This is a genomic window from Tenacibaculum retecalamus, from assembly GCF_027941755.1.
Classification (GTDB): Bacteria; Bacteroidota; Bacteroidia; order Flavobacteriales; family Flavobacteriaceae; genus Polaribacter; species Polaribacter haliotis_B.
The window spans coordinates 492,772-509,906 of the sequence record NZ_CP115916.1 but is presented as its reverse complement, the minus strand read 5'-3'; the positions used below and the strand labels follow the sequence as shown (position 1 = coordinate 509,906).

The window sequence follows — 17,135 nt, the reverse complement described above, 5'->3', positions numbered from 1 at the left end:
TACACTTCATAGCAATAAAACCTCAAAAAAAGGTTAATCAAGAAGGTAGATTATTAACTTTTTAAAGCAAATTCATTTTACTATATTTGCACGCTATTTTTACAATGAAGAAACTTTTTTTATTCATATCATTTGCTTTAACAGCAATTACAATACAATCGCAAACTCACGAAGTAGGTGTTTTCGTTGGTGGCTCTAATTATATTGGTGATGTAGGTCGTACAAACTACATATATCCCAATAAGATTGGAGGTGGTTTAATATACAAATACAACCTAAACCCCAGAATCGCGTTAAGAGGAACTTATACATACATCCCTGTTTCTAATAAAGATAGTGATGCTGAAAATTTATTCCGTCAAAAAAGAGGATATCAATTTACAAACAATATCCATGAATTTGCCGCTGGGTTAGAATTTAATTTTTTTGATTATAATATTAGCAACTACAATACAACCTTCACACCTTATTTATTAGCTGAAATTGCCGTTTTTAACTACTCGAGCCCTGTAAAAAGAACTTCTCCTACTACAATTCGTTTAAAAAATAAATTTTCATATTCTTTACCTGTAGGTATTGGTATTAAAGGGAGATTAGATGATCATTTAGCTATTGCATTTGAAACAGGAGTTCGTTTTACACTAGTAGATGATATTGATTTTACAACGGATAAAATAGCTAATTTAAATTTTGGCGGCACAGGAAATGATTGGTATGTATTTACCGGGTTATCAATAGTATACTCTTTCGGACGACCTCCGTGTTATAAAGGATTAACAGAATAAAAATGAAAGACAAATTACATAGTATTAATTTACAGAAAGTTCCAAATCACATTGCCGTTATTATGGATGGCAATGGAAGATGGGCAAAAGGTAAAGGAATGCAACGTGTTTTTGGTCATAGAAATGCTTTAACTGCAATTAGAGAAACAGCTGATGCTGCGTCAGAAATTGGTGTTAAATTCATTACTCTTTATGCCTTTTCTACTGAAAACTGGAACAGACCTAAGTTAGAAGTAGATGCCTTAATGAGCCTACTTGTCAATACTTTAAAGAAAGAACTTCCAGATTTTCAGCGTAAAAATGTAAAAATAAATGCCATTGGTAATCTTACTAGCTTACCAAAAAATGCGCAGAAAATTTTAACTAAAGTTATTGATGAAACTAAAGACAATACCAAAATCACGTTAACCTTTGCTTTAAGCTATGGTTCGAGAGAAGAAATTGTTAATGCTTTCAAAAATATATCTGAAAAAGTTGTTAATAACGAGCTTGATATTGAAAAAATAGATGAAAAAATTATAAATAACCATTTATATACGTTTAATTTGCCCGACGTTGATTTAATGGTACGTACAAGTGGGGAACAAAGAATCAGTAATTTTTTACTTTGGCAACTAGCATATGCAGAATTATATTTTACAGAAATATTATGGCCAGATTTTAGAAGAGAAGATCTTTTTGACGCCGTAATAGATTATCAAAACAGAGAGAGAAGATTTGGAAAAACAAGTGAACAGATTGAGACCAATGAATAAATATTCTTATTTAGTAGTATTTTTAATCGCTTTTTTATCAGCGAATACACAAGCACAAGACATCATAACTAAAGACAGTATTGCTACAAGTAATGTCATCCCCTACAAAAAAGGAGAACAATATTTTCTTGGAGGTATTACGGTTACTGGTCTACAAAAATTTAGTGAACAAACCATAAGAGTTTACACAGGTTTAATAGATGGACAGCCTATAAAGTTACCTGGAGATAAACTTACCAGTGCTATTAAAAAACTTTACGAAAGCAAACAGTTTAGCGATGTTGATGTATATCTATCTAAAAAAGATGGAGAAACTGTTTATTTACTATTTGATGTTACTGAACTACCTCAATTAGCTGACATCTCAATTTCTGGTCTTAGTAAATCAAAAGCAAGAGAACTTAAAGAAGAAACTGAGCTTAAAAAGGGTATTATGGTTACTGATAACCTAATCGTAACTACTAGAAATTATATCAAAAAGAAATATACCGATAAAGGTTTCTTAAAAACTAAAGTTTCTCTAACAACTAAAAAAGACACTTCTGACATAAACACTGTTAGTATGGATATATTTGTTGATAAAGGGAAACGTATAAAAATTAAAGAAATTAATTTTACAGGAAACACAGCAATGTCTAGTGGAGCCTTAAGAGGATTCATGAAAAATACTAAACGTAAAGTTTTAGGTCGTTTTTGGAAAGCCTCAAAATATGTCTTAGCTGATTATAAAGAAGATTTAGAAAGCATTCTTGAAAACTACAGTGAAAACGGATATCGTGATGCTCGTATTTTATCAGACAATCTTATTTGGAATGACGACAATACTATTAATTTAGAAATCACCTTAGAAGAAGGGCGTCAGTACCGTTTTGATGACATTAAATTTATAGGTAATAAAAAATTCTCAGATGAATTTTTACAGAGATTATTGCGTATTGACAAAGGAGATATCTACAATGGAAAAGTTTTAAAAGAACGTATTTCAGGAGATGGGTCGCCTAACTCTCAAGACATTCAAACACTTTACCATAACAACGGATATTTATTTTCTCAGATAAACGCGATAGAAACAAAAGTAAAAAATGATTCTATTACTGTAGAAGTTCGTATTCGTGAAGATGAGCAGGCTACTATTAAGAAAGTATCTGTGGCTGGTAATGAAAAAACAAATGACCATGTTATTTACAGAGAATTACGTGTAAAACCAGGTGATTTATTTAGTCGTGAAAACATTATTCGTTCAATTCGTGAAATTGGTCAATTAGGATTTTTTGATGCGAATGTAACTCCTGATGTTAAACCTGATTATCAAAACAAAACTGCTGATATTGAATTTTCTGTTGTAGAAAAAGGCGGTAGTCAAATAGAACTGCAAGGTGGTTATGGTGGTGGATCATTTATTGGTACCTTGGGATTATCTTTTAATAATTTCTCTATTAGAAATATTTTCAATAAAGAAGCCTATAAACCACTACCAATGGGTGATGGTCAAAAATTATCATTACGTTTACAAACAAGTAGAACCTATAACACCTATAGTTTCTCTTTTACAGAACCTTGGCTAGGTGGTAAAAAGCCTCAATCTTTATCTTTTTCAGTTTATTTATCTGATCAATATAGATATGACTATAATACAAACTCTGTTGATAAAAATCAAAGTTTGAGTATTATAGGTGCTTCAATCGGCCTAGGAAAGCGTTTAAATTGGCCTGATGATTACTTTTCTTTATCTCAAAGTATAAGTTACCAAGGAATTGAGTTACAAAATTATGGATACCGTGTAGGTTCTTCAAATGACGTTATTAGTGATGGTAATCTTAACAACTTAGCATATACAATTGCTTTTGGTCGTAATTCAACATATCCAAGTTTAATTTTTCCTTCATATGGTTCAGATTTTTCGTTAACTGCCAAAGCTACTTTTCCATACTCATTAGTCAATGGCAAAGATTATGATGAACCTGAAAACCCAACTAACAGTGAAAGACAGGCTTATTTATCTGATAAATACAAATGGCTTGAGTATTATAAAATTACTGCAAAAGGAAAATGGTATACCTCTTTATCTCAAAATAATAAATTAGTCTTAATGTCTAATTTTGAAATGGGGTATTTAGGATCTTATAATAAAAAGCTAGGGTTAACACCTGTTGAAAGATATTTTGTTGGAGGAGACGGAATTGCTCAAGGGCAACTAGATGGCCGAGAAACTATCGGATTAAGAGGTTATGAAAACAATAGAATATCTTCTGTAGATGGAGGCTCTATCTATAATAAATTTCAAATGGAATTACGTTATTCCATAACAGACAAACCTTCTGCATCAATTTATACTTTAGGATTTTTAGAAGCAGGGAACTCTTATAACAATTTTAGCGAATTTAATCCGTTTAAACTGAAACGTTCTGCTGGGTTAGGTGTCCGTATATTTATGCCTGCATTTGGTTTACTAGGTATAGACTTTGCTCATGGATTTGATCCACTACCTGGACAAATTGAAAAATCTGGTTGGCAAACACATTTTATTATTGGAAGACAGTTCTAAAACCTTACATTTGTGATGTGTCCGGTTTTTTGGCACGGTTTTTTCTAAACACATTATAGCAAGATGAAAAAAAACATTTTATCAATAGTTCTTTTACTTATTACTAGTAGTATTGCTGTTGCACAAAAAAGTCAACGCATCGCCTATATCGATATGGAATATATACTTCAAAATATCCCTGAATATTTAGAAGCTCAAAATTCCTTAGATGCTAAAATTTTAAAATGGAAAACGAAGTTAGACAAAGAAAATAGAGCTATAGAAGTTCTAAAAACTGATCTAACAAACGAGAAAGCTATTTTAACAAAAGATTTAATTGATGAACGCGAAGAGGACATTACAATTCAACAAGAAGCTTTACGTAGATTAGAATCTTTATACTTTTACTCTAAAGGTGATATGTATAATTTAAGAAGACAATTAATAAAGCCTATTCAAGATCAAGTTTTCAATGCTGTTCAAACAATTGCTTCAAGAAAAAAATATGATTTTGTTTTTGATAAATCTGGTGAGTTAGTAATGCTATATTCTAACAAAAAACACGATATTAGCGACCTTATTGTTAAAATGATTAATATTGATCAGAAGAAACAAGCAAAAAAAGATAAAGTTGCAGCAAAAAAGGAATTACTTAAAAATGAAGGCTTAAGTGATGCGCAAAAAGCAAAAACAGCTAAACAAGAAGCACTCAGAAAGAAAAAACAAAATGACAAGCTTGCTAAAATTAAGCTAATAGAAGAAAAAAGACAAGCGAAGCTACAAGAAAGGGCTAACAAAAGAAAATTGATAATAGAAAAAAGAGAAGCCTTAAAAAAAGCACAAGAAGAAGCTAAGAAACAAGCAATACAAGAGAATAAATAAATCAAGAATAGAGAACATTAAATTAAATTAAAACAAAGATGAAACATTTTAAGACGTTAGTATTAGTTGCAATTTTCACAATTGGATTAGGTAGTGTGGCAAATGCACAAAAAACTGCACATATAAATACAGATAAATTATTATCTGAAATGCCTGCAACTAAAGCTATGAAAGCTGAGTTAGAGAAATTAAATAAGACCTACCGTGACGACATTGAAGCTATGGCTAAAAAAGCAGAAGCTAAAATGAAAAAATACGAAGCAGAAAGTAAAAGTCAAACACAAGAAGTAAACCAAAAAAGAGCTATTGAAATTCAGCAAGACAGACAAAGAATTGGTCAGGCTCAGCAATCTGCTAGTCAGGAGATGCAGAAAAAATACCAAGAAAAAACAATTCCTATTTTAAAGAAAGCTGAGCAAGCAATTAAAGATGTTGCAGCTGCTAAAGGAATTATTTATGTATTTGATGCTGCTCCTGGTAAAGGATTAATCGTTTATGATAAAGGTGAAGACATTTACGGAGCTGTAAAAGCTAAATTAGGTTTCTAATAAAACCTTTAAAATATTTTATAAAAATCCTGCTGAATTCAGCAGGATTTTTATTTTTGTATATCTATGACTAAACAACAGCAACAACCTATTGGTATATTTGATTCAGGTATAGGAGGTACTTCTATTTGGAAAGAGATTCATGCGTTACTTCCAAACGAAAGCACTATTTACTTATCCGATAGTAAAAATGCTCCTTATGGACAAAAATCAAAAGAAGAAATACTTAATTTATCTATTAAAAACACTGAGTATTTAATTAATAAAGGTTGTAAGTTAATTGTAGTTGCTTGTAATACGGCAACCACAAACGCTATTGAATATTTAAGAAAAAACTATACTGTTCCCATCATAGGAATTGAACCAGCGATAAAATCGGCTTCAATTCAAACTAAAACTCAAATTATTGGTATTTTAGCTACAAAAGGAACACTTAACAGCGCTTTATTCGAAAAAACATCTGCTACTATTAACAACAACATTACAATCATTGAGCAGATAGGAAATGGTTTAGTTGAACTCATTGAGAACGGAAAAATTCATTCTTCAGAAATGACAACCTTATTAGAAAAACATTTAAGTGTTATCCTAAAATCAAATTGTGACTGTATTGTTTTAGGCTGTACGCACTATCCTTATTTAATTCCTCAAATAAAAAAAATTATTGGAAACGATATAAAAATTATTGATTCTGGTGAGGCTGTTGCTAAACAAACAAAAAAGGTTTTACTAGAAAATAATTTATTAGCTAATTCGAAAAATAACATTATCAATAAGTTTTACATCAATAAAGAAAAAAATGTATTGGAATATTTATTAAAAGATTACAGTAAAATTTCTATTGATATTTTAGATTTTTAAAAACTCCCGTTAATGTTTGGACACGCTGAAGCTCTACGTTTTCTGCATAAAACATCTATACCAAAAGAAACTTGGTGAAAACCTCCATTAGAAAAAACCACTTCTCCACTTTGTTGAGTGTACGTATACGCAAACATTAAGTTTTTGTAATTCACACCTACAATAGGAGTTATATAGCTTGCAACTCCAAAAACACTGCTATCTAGACTTCTTCTATAAGATAAAGCTGCCCATAATTGGGTAGCTTCAAACTGCTTATAAACTTTAAAATTTAAATCTGCTATTTTCTCACCAGTTTTATCCTTGTATTGCAACATAACAGAAGGTTCATATTGTAACTTATCTTCATCTCCAAAAAAGTAACCTGCTCCAATAATATAATTTCTTAAATTATAAGACTCAAAATCAGGATTTAAATCGTTTTTTGCAGACAGCATAATATTTTTCACCGTAAAATAAGATGAAAAACCTTTATGATGGTATGCCATACCAAAATCGGCATTAAAATAAAAATCACTATTAATAACCTGACTAACTGCTGGATCGTTAACAAAATTTCGTTGATCAACTTCATTTTGAACTACTGACATTGAAAGACCAAATGACAACTGTTTAAACAAGTTTTCATTCCCCATATCTATATGATAGGCATAAGTTCCTTGTAATCCTTTTTGAGAGTGATAACCGTTTTTATCATTAAAAAGAATAAACCCATAACCTGCATTTGAGTTCTCATTAAATTTAGCATGAAAACTTGCCGTTTGTAACGAAGGTGCGTCTTTTACTCCAATCCATTGTTGACGTGCAGTTAAACGTAACTTTCCACAATCACCAATACCTGCTGCAGTTGGATGCAACAAATAAACATTGTCAGATAAATAATCTGCATAGATTGGCAATGTTTCTTGTCCATAAATTTTTGATATAAAAATCACAAAAAATAAGGCAATAATTTTTTTCATATTTCTCTCCTAATAAATAGCTGTCAAATATAACCAAGAGTCCTTAAAAATTTCCTTAATTCTCAAAAAACTACTTTTATTCTTCATTTTTTAACATCTTAATAATTTAATCGATAATTAGATGGGGTTCTTCCTTTCAATTCTTTAAATTTTCTATTAAAATTAGAAATATTTATAAATCCAGATTTTTCAGACACCTCAATAATTGAATACTCACTATTTTTTAAAAATTTACAAGCAGTTTCAATTCTAAGCTCATTTAAAAAAGTGAAAAAGGTTTTATTTGTTCTTTGCTTAAAATATCTACAAAAAGCATTAGAAGTCATGTTTGCTACACCTGCTATATCATCTAACTCAATTTTATTCGTAAAATTACTCAAAGTATAATCCATAACATCCCTCATTCTTTTTCCTTCATTATCAGAATACCTTTTTTCATCCAAAAATGATGAAAGAGATATCGTCTCTGATTTCACAATAATAGTTAGTATCTTAATAAAAACAGTAAACTTAACGATATCCCTACTTTTTTTAATTTTTACAAATAATTTCTTTATTTTTTTTTGATTTGAAACTACACTAAAACTACTTTTAATCATGCTAAAAAACATCGAAATCTCCTTAAAATCATCTAATTCAAAAAAATGATCTCCAAATGATTTTTTTGTAAAAAAAAGAGAAATCATACAAGACTCTTTAATTAATGAATTATCACTTTTAAAAACATGCGGCTGATTACCAGCAAGTACTAAAACATCATCTTTTTTATATTCATTAACTGTATCTCCAACAATTAAAGTTCCTTCTCCTTTAAGAATATAACAAAGTTGAATTTCTTCATGTTGGTGTAATTTATCATAAAAAAAAGACCCTTTATCTTCTTGATAAATTAACCCTAGGTTTTTAGTTTTCGGAATTTTAAATGGTAAAACTATCATTCATCAGATTTTAAAACAAAACTATAATATATTATCCTAAAAATTAAATACTATTATTATTTAAGGTAAAATAATATGCTATATGGATAATAAATGAGAAATCTACTACGTGTATCAATTATAACTTTGCCTAAAAAAACACCATGAGTATAAATTGGAAAGGAGTTATGCCAGCCGTAACCACAAAATTTACTAACGAGGATATTCTAGATTTTAATATGTTTGAAGTGAATATTAAAGCGCAATTAGAAGCTGGAGTTCACGGAATAGTTTTAGGAGGTACTTTAGGAGAAGCAAGTACATTGTCTGACCAAGAAAAAAGAACACTTACAAAAACCACTGTTGCATTAGTGAAAGAAAGAGTTCCTGTCCTAATAAATATTGCTGAACAAACAACCAAAGGAGCAATTTTAGCAGCACAAAAGGCCGAAGAAGACGGTGCTAAAGGATTAATGATGCTACCACCTATGCGTTACAATGCGGGAGACAGAGAAACTGTAACTTATTTTAAAGCTGTAGCTAACAATACATCTTTACCCATTATGGTGTACAACAACCCAGTTGATTATAAAGTTGAAGTTACTTTAAATATGTTTGATGAATTGCTAAAATGTGATAATATTGAAGCAGTTAAAGAATCTACCAGGGATATATCTAATGTAACAAGAATTAAAAATCGCTTTGGAAATAGATTGAAAATTATGACAGGTGTAGATACTATAGCTTTAGAAAGTTTACTGATGGGAGCTGATGGCTGGGTTGCTGGGTTAGTTTGTGCTTTCCCTAAAGAAACAGTTGCCATTTATGAGCTACAGAAAGCAGGAAAAATTAAAGAAGCTTTAGAAATTTATCGTTGGTTTTTACCATTGCTAGAGTTAGATATAAATTCTAAATTAGTACAAAACATAAAATTAGCTGAAGTGGCTACTGGTATAGGTACCGAAAATGTTCGTGCTCCTCGTTTACCTTTAATTGGTACCGAAAGAGCACAAGTATTAAAAATTATTGAAAACGGATTAAAAAATAGACCAACCTTAACTGATTATAAAAATTTATAAAATGATTACAGGAAAAAACTATATAGGAAGCACGTTATCCGCTTCAGGAAAAACAACATATACCACATTTAATCCTGAATTAAATAAGAAAAACAACACTGTTTTTACAGAGGCTACTGTTAATGAAATTAACGATGCCATTTCTTTAGCTTCAAAAGCATTTAAAGAGTACAGTATTGTTTCTGGAAAACAAAAAGCTGGTTTTTTAAATGCTATCGCAGATGAAATTTTAGCTTTAGATAATGAATTAATAAAAATGTATTGCTCTGAAACTGGTTTGCCAGAAGGCAGAGCAAAAGGAGAACGAGGAAGAACTATTAATCAACTACGATCTTTTGCTGATTTAGTTTCAGACGGTTCATGGGTTTCTGCAACAATTGATACTGCTATTCCAAATAGAGAACCAATACCAAAATCAGATATCCGAAAAATGAATATTCCTTTAGGACCAGTCGTTGTTTTCGGAGCAAGTAACTTCCCTTTAGCTTATTCAACCGCTGGAGGTGACACCGCTGCCGCATTTGCTGCTGGATGCCCCGTAATTGTAAAATCACATCCAATGCATGCGGGAACCGGTGAATTAATAGCATCAGCAATTATAAAGGCTGCTAAAAATACAGGAATGCCTAATGGTGTTTTCTCTAATTTAAATTCTAGCGGAATTGAAGTTGGACAACAATTAGTTGCTCATCCAAAAGTTAAAGCAGTAGGTTTTACAGGAAGCATAAAAGGCGGTAGAGCTTTGTTCGATTTGGCTGCAAAACGTGAGGAACCTATTCCTGTTTTTTCAGAAATGGGAAGCGTAAACCCAGTGATACTTTTTCCTAAAGCATTAGAAAATCGAGCAGAAACCTTAGCCACAACATATGCCAATTCTATAACCGTAGGTACAGGGCAATTTTGTACAAACCCTGGTTTAATTTTAGGAATTAAAGGAGCTCATTTATCAAAATTTATTAATGATTTGGGGCATAAAATTGTAGCGATAAATCCTAGTTGTATGCTACATCCAAATATTATAAAAGCTTATGAGAATAATAAACAAACGGCAATTACTCAAAAAGGATTAACAGTTGTTGCTGATTACGAAAGCGAAGTCCAATCTAATTATGCTCACCAAGTAATTACAACTGTTAAAGGCGAAACATTTTTAAACAATCCAAAACTACATCAAGAAGTCTTTGATCCTTTTTCTATGGTTGTACAATGTGAAAATGCAATTCAACTAGAAAAAATAATTTCGAAATTAGAAGGCCAATTAACAGGTACTATAATTTCTGATAAAAATGAAGTTGCTAGTTATCCAACTATCATTTCTGCTTTACAAAACAGAGTTGGACGAATTATATTTAATGGCGTTCCAACAGGTGTAGAAGTTTGTCCATCTATGGTTCACGGTGACTCATACCCTGCCTCTACAGATAGTAGGTTTACTGCAGTTGGAATTCATTCTATAAAACGTTGGGTACGTCCTTTTAGTTATCAAGATTGGCCAAATGAATTATTACCTGATGAATTAAAAAACGAAAACCCCTTGGTGATTTTACGTACAGTTAACGGTAGCATTACAAAACAACAAATACTTTAACAAAAATTAACACTTTCTTTAGAAAATCAAAAAAACTAAATATTACTTTTGAGTAAGCTAAAGAAATTGAAAACAAAGCCAGCTTCGTTTTTCTTAATTAGAGAGATTTTGAAGGGTTTTTTCTAGGAAGAATACAAGCTGGCGATTCAATTTAGCATGAAAAAAACTTTCTTTTGCGTTGATGCGCATACTTGCGGGAATCCCGTAAGAGTTATCACTGGTGGTAGTCCAAATTTAATTGGCGCTAACATGAGCGAAAAGCGACAACATTTTTTAAAAAAATATGATTGGATTCGTAAAGGATTAATGTTCGAACCTCGCGGACATGATATGATGAGTGGTTCAATATTATTTCCTCCTCACAATCCTAAAAATGATTTTGCTATTTTATTTATAGAAACTTCTGGTTGTTTACCAATGTGCGGTCATGGAACTATAGGAACCGTTACTATTGCAATTGAAGAAGGCTTAATTACTCCAAAAATTCCTGGAAAAATAAAAATGGAAGCTCCTGCTGGTTTGGTAAATATTGAATATGGTCAAACTGGTAAAAAAGTTGATTGGGTAAAATTAACGAATGTAAAAAGTTACTTAGCTGCTGAAAACTTAACAATTGATTGCCCAGAATTAGGTGAAATTACTTTTGATGTTGCTTACGGAGGTAATTATTATGCAATAGTAGATCCTCAGAAAAATTTTTCTGGAGTACATGATTTTACCGCTAGTAAAATCATTCAATATTCTCAAATTGTTAGAAATAGAATTAATGAGAAATATCCTGATATGTTTATTCATCCTGAAAACAATACTATTAGAAATGTAACTCACATGCTATGGACAGGCAATCCGATTGACCCAACATCATCAGGAAGAAATGCTGTTTTTTATGGCGATAAAGCTATTGACAGAAGCCCTTGTGGCACAGGAACTTCAGCTCGTTTAGCACAACTATATGCTAAAGGGAAATTAAAAATTGGAGAAAAATTTATTCATGAAAGCTATATCGGAAGCAAATTTACTGGATGTGTAGAGGAAGAAACTTCTTTAAATGGTAAACTAGCAATTATACCAAGTATAAAAGGTTGGGCAAAAGTATTTGGGTATAACACGATTATTATTGATAGAGAAGATGATCCGTATGCTTATGGTTTTCAAGTAATATAATAACGTAATTCATTATTAATTTTCATGAAAATAATTAAAGAAAACATACTAAATAACCACTGTTATACTGTACTTGTTTATCAAAGGATAAATAAAAAACTAGGTATCGATTTTTCAAAAGAAGAAATTGAAATTTTTCTTGAAAAAATACTAAGGGAAACAAATTTAGAACACTACGAAAAGAAAGGTAAAAATTATTATATCACCAATAAAGAACACAATATAAAAATTACAATTAATTCAAATACTTTTAGAGTTATAACTGTAGATAAAATAACACATTAAATGTCGAAAAAAGTATTGATAATCGGAGGCGGTATTATAGGATTATGTACTGCTTATTATTTGCAAAAAAAAGGGAATAAGGTAACTATAATCGATAAATCCGATTTTACAAGCGGTGCTTCTTATGTAAATGCAGGTTTTATAACCCCTAGCCATATTATTTCTTTAGCAGCTCCGGGGATGATTAATAAAGGAATTAAATGGATGCTAAACCCTGAAAGTCCTTTTTATGTTAAACCTCGCTTAGATTATGATTTTTTAAAATGGAGTTGGTTGTTTAAAAAAGCTTCCACTACTCAAAAAGTAGAAAGTGCCATCAAAGTAATTAAAGATATTAACCTTCTTAGCAAAAATCTTTATGAAGACATCAAAGCTTCAAATGATTTCGATTTTTTTTATCAGCATAAAGGATTGTTAATGTGCTACCAAACTGATAAAGCTGGCGAAGAAGAATGGACTACTGGGCAACGCGGGATTAAAGAAGGGCTACATGTTGAAAACTTAACAAAAAAACAAGTTTTAAAGCTAGAACCTGATGCAGGTTTAAATATTAAAGGAGCCGTTTATTACCATTCTGATGCACATATGACACCCAATGAATTTATGCCTCAGTTAAAAAACTATTTAGTAAAAAACAATGTTACTATTTTGGCTAATGAAGAGGTTTTAGATATGAATTTACTGGGAGATAAAGTATCATCGATAAAAACTGATAAACAAGAATTATTTGCAGATGAGATTATTGTAGCTACAGGTTCTTGGTCACAAAAACTACTAAAAAAACTAAATACAACAATTCCGGTTCAGGCAGGAAAAGGGTATCGAATAAATGTGTCTAAAAAAACAGGGATTACAATTCCTGCTATTCTGATAGAAGCCAAAGTTGCAGTAACACCAATGAATGGATTTACGCGTTTTGCTGGCACTATGGAAGTTGATACAATTAACCATACTATAAATACACGAAGAGTTGATGCGATTGCAAAAGCTGGTGAAAAATATTATGATAGATTAAAAATTGAGCAACATGATATAGACAACGCCGCTTGTGGTTTAAGACCTTGTTCTCCTGACGGATTGCCATATATTGGACGCTTATCTAAAGTTAAAAATGTAACTATTGCAACAGGGCATGCAATGATGGGCTGGAGCTTAGGTCCAGCAACCGGAAAATTAGTTTCAGAAATTATATCCGAAGAAAAAACAAGTTTAAATATTACGCCTTTTAATCCAAATAGATTTGATTAAAAATAAAACATCCACTTTAAATTAAAGTGGATGTTTTTATTTTATTTCTTAAAATTAGCGATTCCTTTTTCTAACCAATTATAATATTCATCTACATCTGGTGTGTAAGATACAGGAACTATCAGATTAGATTCGTCATGCGCCATTAATACATAAAATGGTTGTGAATTTGCTTTGTATTTTATGGTTTGTAATTCACTCCACTTTTGTCCAATATATTTTAATTTCTTCCCAGGGTTTAATTTAGAATTTACAACCTCATCTTCTTTTAAAGCTCTTTTATCATCTACATATAATGATATTAAAACAACCTTGTTTTTTAAAATATTTAGCACCTTAGGTTTTACCCAAACATTCTGCTCCATTTTACGACAATTTACACAAGCATGCCCTGTAAAATCTATCATTACTGGTTTCCCTACTTTTTTAGCATATGCAAGCCCTTTGTCATAATCGTGAAAAGAAACAATATCATGAGGAGGCATTAAATGCGCTCCTTCTGGTAAACCGCTGTGAGTTTTTTCAGAATTAGTCTCTGAAACTACTAGTGTATTTTTCTTTGTAAACCCTACTCCATATGGAGACTCACTATAATGTTGTGGTGGCGGAAAAGCACTAATTAAATTTAAAGGTGCCCCCCATAAACCTGGTAACATATAAATAGTAAATGATCCTACAATTAACCCTAAAGAAAGCCTACCTACAGAAATATGTTTCTGTGGGCTATCATGAGGCAATTGAATTTTCCCTAATAAATAAAATGTTAAAGCTCCGAATATTGCAATCCAAATAGCAATAAAAACTTCTCTTTCTAGTAGATGTAATTGTAAAACTAAATCGGCATTCGATAAGAATTTAAAAGCTAAAGCTAGTTCTAAAAACCCTAATACAACTTTCACTGTATTTAACCAACCTCCTGATTTTGGTAATGAATTTAACCAACCTGGAAAAGCTGCAAACAATGCAAATGGTATTGCGATAGCTGATGAAAATCCTAACATACCTATAATAGGTGCGATACCCCCTTTTGAGGCAGCCTCTACCAACAATGTTCCTACAATTGTACCAGTACAAGAAAATGATACAATTGCTAAGGCTAATGCCATAAAAAAGATTCCTATTAAACCTCCTCTATCTGCTTGTGAATCTACTTTTGTTGCCCAAGAACTCGGCAATGTAATTTCAAAAGCACCTAAAAAAGACACTGCAAAAATTACTAAAATTAAAAAGAAAGCGATATTAAACCATACATTAGTTGACAAAGCATTTAAAGCATCAGCACCAAAAACACCTGTTACTACAGTACCTAATAATACATATATACCAATAATTGAAATTCCGTAAATAATTGCATTTTTTATTCCTTTTGCTTTGCTTTTACTTTGTTTCGTAAAGAAACTTACCGTCATTGGAATCATCGGGAAAACACAAGGTGTTAATAATGCTGCAAACCCTGATAAGAAAGCAATAAAGAAAATACTTAACAATCCTTTTTTATCTTTCTTAGTGTCATCATCTACTTTAGCAACATCAGAATTTGTTTTCTTTTTAAATACACTTTTCGTTAAATCAAAAACCAACTCAATTTCTTTTGGCGGCAAACATTGTTCTTCAGTACAGGCAATAAACTCAACAAAAGCATTAACTACTGTAATTGTAGGATCAACTAGTTCTATTTCTTGTTCAAAAACAGCTTTATGAGCAAAGGATTTTATATTCATTCCTGCTTCACTAAATAGTTTTGTAAACTTTACTTTTCCTTTAGGTTCTTTGGTATTTCCTATTATTTTTAAAGTTCCTCCATTATCATCATACGTAAAAGTTGTGGGTATAGGCCACCTTTTGGCACTTCTTGAGAATACAAACTCCAACCATCTTCAATCGTTGCTACTGTTAGTAACTTATATTTTGAATCTGTAATTTTTTCTACTTTGGTTGTCCATTTAATCGGATTAAATATCTGGCCTGTTACCGTTAAATTTATCAGTAAACTAAACAGTATTATAAATATTTTTTTCATCTAAATTTTATGGATATTTAATTAATAACAAAAGATAAATCTATTTCTTTAGGAGGTAAACAATTTTCTCCCGAGCAAACCATATACTCAACAGTTCCTTTTATAATAAATTTTTCATTTGTTTTTAATCTAATACGTTGCTTAAAAACTGCTTTATTATCAAAATATTTAATGCGCATTTCAAACACCTCATCATCTACAACATGCCCTTCTCCTTCTTTGGTGTTTCCTTTTTTTAAGTAACGTTGATCTCCCGTAAATGAAAACACTGTAGGTAATGGCCTCCTTCAGGAATTTCTTGAGAATAGATATACCACTCATGATCTAAGGTAGCCGTAGCTATTAATTCACTTTCTTTATCAGATATCTTTTTTACGCTAGTAGTCCATTTTACAGGATTATGAATTTGCCCATAAGAGACAAGGCTTATCGTAAAGATTAAGATTGTTATTAATTTCCTCATTTTTATACAATTAAAACTGTTATTCTATTTTTTGTAAAAATAGCATCTTTCTTGCTTAAATCAGCAACAATAAAAAAAGTTTAACTTTTTAATTTTTAAACAAAAAAAAGAGTAATCATTGCTGATTACTCTTTGCTAGTAGCGGGAACTGGACTCGAACCAGTGACCTTCGGGTTATGAGCCCGACGAGCTACCTACTGCTCTATCCCGCGATTTTCGAGTGCAAATATACTGCTATTTATTTGTTATACCCTAATAAAAAATAAAATTTATTTTTTATTAGGGTATAACAAACAATTGTCATTACACTATCTCGAAATTACAACCTAAATCTCCCTATAATAGCTTCACAGGATAACCGATGAAATATTTTACAAAAAAAGATTATTATAACAGAATTTTTCGTTTTATTTACTAAAAATCTATTTATTAAATATGACTGATAACTCTATTTCTTTATTGAAAAGAAAAAACAATGTTATATTAAAAAGAAGTTTTGATATTTTTATTGTTTCTATCATACTACTTCCCTCATTACTACTAATTATACTAGCTTTTTTACTAACCAAATTAACTTTAAAAGAATCCGCTATTTTTTCACAAATAAGAGTAGGAAAAAATGATAAACTATTTCTAATATACAAGATAAGAACAATCTCTAATATTCAAAATGAATGTTTAGAAAAGTCAAATTTTAAAATTTCAACCTTAGGAAAATTCTTAAGACTTTCTAAAATCGATGAATTACCTCAACTATTCAATGTTTTAAAAGGAGATATGAGTTTTATTGGCTCTAGACCAGAGCAACCAAATTATGTTGATGAATATTTAAAACAAAACCCTTCTTTTAATTTAAGACATATTGTAAAACCAGGAATTACTGGCTGGGCTCAAGTTAACCTCCCTAAAGCTAAACCAAAAGATAATCTTGATAAATTAAAATTTGATTTATACTATATAAATGAATACTCATGGAAATTAGATTTTATAATTTTAATAAAAACTATCAAAATAGTTTTGACATTGAATAGTAATTAATTTTAAAATAGAATTT

Annotated in this window: 15 protein-coding genes, 1 tRNA gene and 1 pseudogene; 12 read left to right on the top strand and 5 right to left on the bottom strand. The window is 30.7% G+C overall.

The window, feature by feature from the left end; translation table 11 throughout:
• Nucleotides 1-104 precede the first annotated feature (104 nt).
• From porG to murI, 6 genes are all read left to right on the top strand, one after another.
• Complete coding sequence (gene porG, locus PG912_RS02520; protein WP_275688347.1) at nt 105-785, top strand: type IX secretion system protein PorG; 681 nt, start codon at nt 105-107, stop codon at nt 783-785.
• A gap of 2 nt (nt 786-787) precedes the next feature.
• Nucleotides 788-1,540, top strand: a complete 753-nt coding sequence (locus tag PG912_RS02515; RefSeq protein WP_275688346.1) for an isoprenyl transferase — start codon at nt 788-790, stop codon at nt 1,538-1,540.
• Nucleotides 1,533-4,085 carry an outer membrane protein assembly factor BamA gene (gene bamA, locus PG912_RS02510; protein WP_275688345.1) on the top strand — a complete coding sequence of 851 codons (2,553 nt, stop codon included), beginning with the start codon at nt 1,533-1,535 and terminating at the stop codon, nt 4,083-4,085. The genes PG912_RS02515 and bamA overlap by 8 nt, the downstream gene beginning before the upstream one ends.
• A gap of 63 nt (nt 4,086-4,148) precedes the next feature.
• Nucleotides 4,149-4,946 (top strand): OmpH family outer membrane protein, encoded by a 798-nt coding sequence (locus PG912_RS02505; protein WP_275688344.1) that lies wholly within the window; start codon nt 4,149-4,151, stop codon nt 4,944-4,946.
• A 38-nt stretch (nt 4,947-4,984) separates the two neighbouring features.
• A complete protein-coding gene (locus PG912_RS02500) occupies nt 4,985-5,494 on the top strand; it encodes an OmpH family outer membrane protein (RefSeq protein WP_260586353.1) in 510 nt (169 codons plus the stop codon).
• A gap of 66 nt (nt 5,495-5,560) precedes the next feature.
• Nucleotides 5,561-6,355: a glutamate racemase gene (gene murI / locus PG912_RS02495; RefSeq protein WP_260586354.1), complete on the top strand. Its 795-nt coding sequence runs from the start codon at nt 5,561-5,563 to the stop codon at nt 6,353-6,355.
• Here the strand turns inward: murI and PG912_RS02490 are convergent.
• Together PG912_RS02490 and PG912_RS02485 are read right to left on the bottom strand one after the other, a co-directional pair.
• On the bottom strand, nt 6,352-7,317 hold the full coding sequence (locus tag PG912_RS02490) for a PorP/SprF family type IX secretion system membrane protein (protein WP_275688343.1): 966 nt from the start codon (nt 7,315-7,317) through the stop codon (nt 6,352-6,354). The genes murI and PG912_RS02490 overlap by 4 nt on opposite strands.
• A 98-nt stretch (nt 7,318-7,415) precedes the next feature.
• Nucleotides 7,416-8,255, bottom strand: a complete 840-nt coding sequence (locus tag PG912_RS02485) for an AraC family transcriptional regulator (RefSeq protein WP_275688342.1) — start codon at nt 8,253-8,255, stop codon at nt 7,416-7,418.
• 143 nt (nt 8,256-8,398) lie between these two features.
• Here PG912_RS02485 and PG912_RS02480 point away from each other — a divergent pair, with 143 nt between their 5' ends.
• The 5 genes from PG912_RS02480 (at nt 8,399) to PG912_RS02460 (ending at nt 13,598) form a co-directional block, all read left to right on the top strand.
• Nucleotides 8,399-9,313, top strand: a complete 915-nt coding sequence (locus PG912_RS02480; RefSeq protein WP_275688341.1) for a dihydrodipicolinate synthase family protein — start codon at nt 8,399-8,401, stop codon at nt 9,311-9,313.
• A gap of 1 nt (nt 9,314) precedes the next feature.
• On the top strand, nt 9,315-10,901 hold the full coding sequence (locus PG912_RS02475) for an aldehyde dehydrogenase (NADP(+)) (RefSeq protein WP_275688340.1): 1,587 nt from the start codon (nt 9,315-9,317) through the stop codon (nt 10,899-10,901).
• A 156-nt stretch (nt 10,902-11,057) separates the two neighbouring features.
• Nucleotides 11,058-12,065 (top strand): 4-hydroxyproline epimerase, encoded by a 1,008-nt coding sequence (locus PG912_RS02470; RefSeq protein ID WP_275688339.1) that lies wholly within the window; start codon nt 11,058-11,060, stop codon nt 12,063-12,065.
• 24 nt (nt 12,066-12,089) lie between these two features.
• Entirely contained in the window at nt 12,090-12,350 is a 261-nt protein-coding gene (locus PG912_RS02465) for a DUF3781 domain-containing protein (protein ID WP_260586360.1), read from the top strand.
• Nucleotides 12,351-13,598, top strand: a complete 1,248-nt coding sequence (locus tag PG912_RS02460) for an NAD(P)/FAD-dependent oxidoreductase (RefSeq protein WP_275688338.1) — start codon at nt 12,351-12,353, stop codon at nt 13,596-13,598.
• A gap of 41 nt (nt 13,599-13,639) precedes the next feature.
• Here the strand turns inward: PG912_RS02460 and PG912_RS02455 are convergent.
• The 3 genes and pseudogenes from PG912_RS02455 to PG912_RS02445 all read right to left on the bottom strand — a co-directional run bounded on the left by PG912_RS02455 (nt 13,640) and on the right by PG912_RS02445 (nt 16,293).
• Nucleotides 13,640-15,618, bottom strand: a pseudogene (locus PG912_RS02455) (protein-disulfide reductase DsbD family protein).
• Between the two features lie 17 nt (nt 15,619-15,635).
• On the bottom strand, nt 15,636-15,887 hold the full coding sequence (locus PG912_RS02450) for a protein-disulfide reductase DsbD domain-containing protein (protein WP_275688337.1): 252 nt from the start codon (nt 15,885-15,887) through the stop codon (nt 15,636-15,638).
• Nucleotides 15,888-16,220: 333 nt separating this feature from the next.
• A tRNA-Met gene (locus PG912_RS02445) sits at nt 16,221-16,293 on the bottom strand.
• Between the two features lie 223 nt (nt 16,294-16,516).
• Here PG912_RS02445 and PG912_RS02440 point away from each other — a divergent pair.
• A complete protein-coding gene (locus PG912_RS02440; protein WP_275688336.1) occupies nt 16,517-17,119 on the top strand; it encodes a sugar transferase in 603 nt (200 codons plus the stop codon).
• Nucleotides 17,120-17,135: the final 16 nt, after the last annotated feature.

Coding starts and splice junctions, on each gene's coding strand:
- porG (WP_275688347.1), top strand. CDS start 105: ATGAAGAAACTTTTTTTATTCATATCATTTGCTTTAACAGCAATTACA.
- PG912_RS02515 (WP_275688346.1), top strand. CDS start 788: ATGAAAGACAAATTACATAGTATTAATTTACAGAAAGTTCCAAATCAC.
- bamA (WP_275688345.1), top strand. CDS start 1,533: ATGAATAAATATTCTTATTTAGTAGTATTTTTAATCGCTTTTTTATCA.
- PG912_RS02505 (WP_275688344.1), top strand. CDS start 4,149: ATGAAAAAAAACATTTTATCAATAGTTCTTTTACTTATTACTAGTAGT.
- PG912_RS02500 (WP_260586353.1), top strand. CDS start 4,985: ATGAAACATTTTAAGACGTTAGTATTAGTTGCAATTTTCACAATTGGA.
- murI (WP_260586354.1), top strand. CDS start 5,561: ATGACTAAACAACAGCAACAACCTATTGGTATATTTGATTCAGGTATA.
- PG912_RS02490 (WP_275688343.1), bottom strand. CDS start 7,317: ATGAAAAAAATTATTGCCTTATTTTTTGTGATTTTTATATCAAAAATT.
- PG912_RS02485 (WP_275688342.1), bottom strand. CDS start 8,255: ATGATAGTTTTACCATTTAAAATTCCGAAAACTAAAAACCTAGGGTTA.
- PG912_RS02480 (WP_275688341.1), top strand. CDS start 8,399: ATGAGTATAAATTGGAAAGGAGTTATGCCAGCCGTAACCACAAAATTT.
- PG912_RS02475 (WP_275688340.1), top strand. CDS start 9,315: ATGATTACAGGAAAAAACTATATAGGAAGCACGTTATCCGCTTCAGGA.
- PG912_RS02470 (WP_275688339.1), top strand. CDS start 11,058: ATGAAAAAAACTTTCTTTTGCGTTGATGCGCATACTTGCGGGAATCCC.
- PG912_RS02465 (WP_260586360.1), top strand. CDS start 12,090: ATGAAAATAATTAAAGAAAACATACTAAATAACCACTGTTATACTGTA.
- PG912_RS02460 (WP_275688338.1), top strand. CDS start 12,351: ATGTCGAAAAAAGTATTGATAATCGGAGGCGGTATTATAGGATTATGT.
- PG912_RS02440 (WP_275688336.1), top strand. CDS start 16,517: ATGACTGATAACTCTATTTCTTTATTGAAAAGAAAAAACAATGTTATA.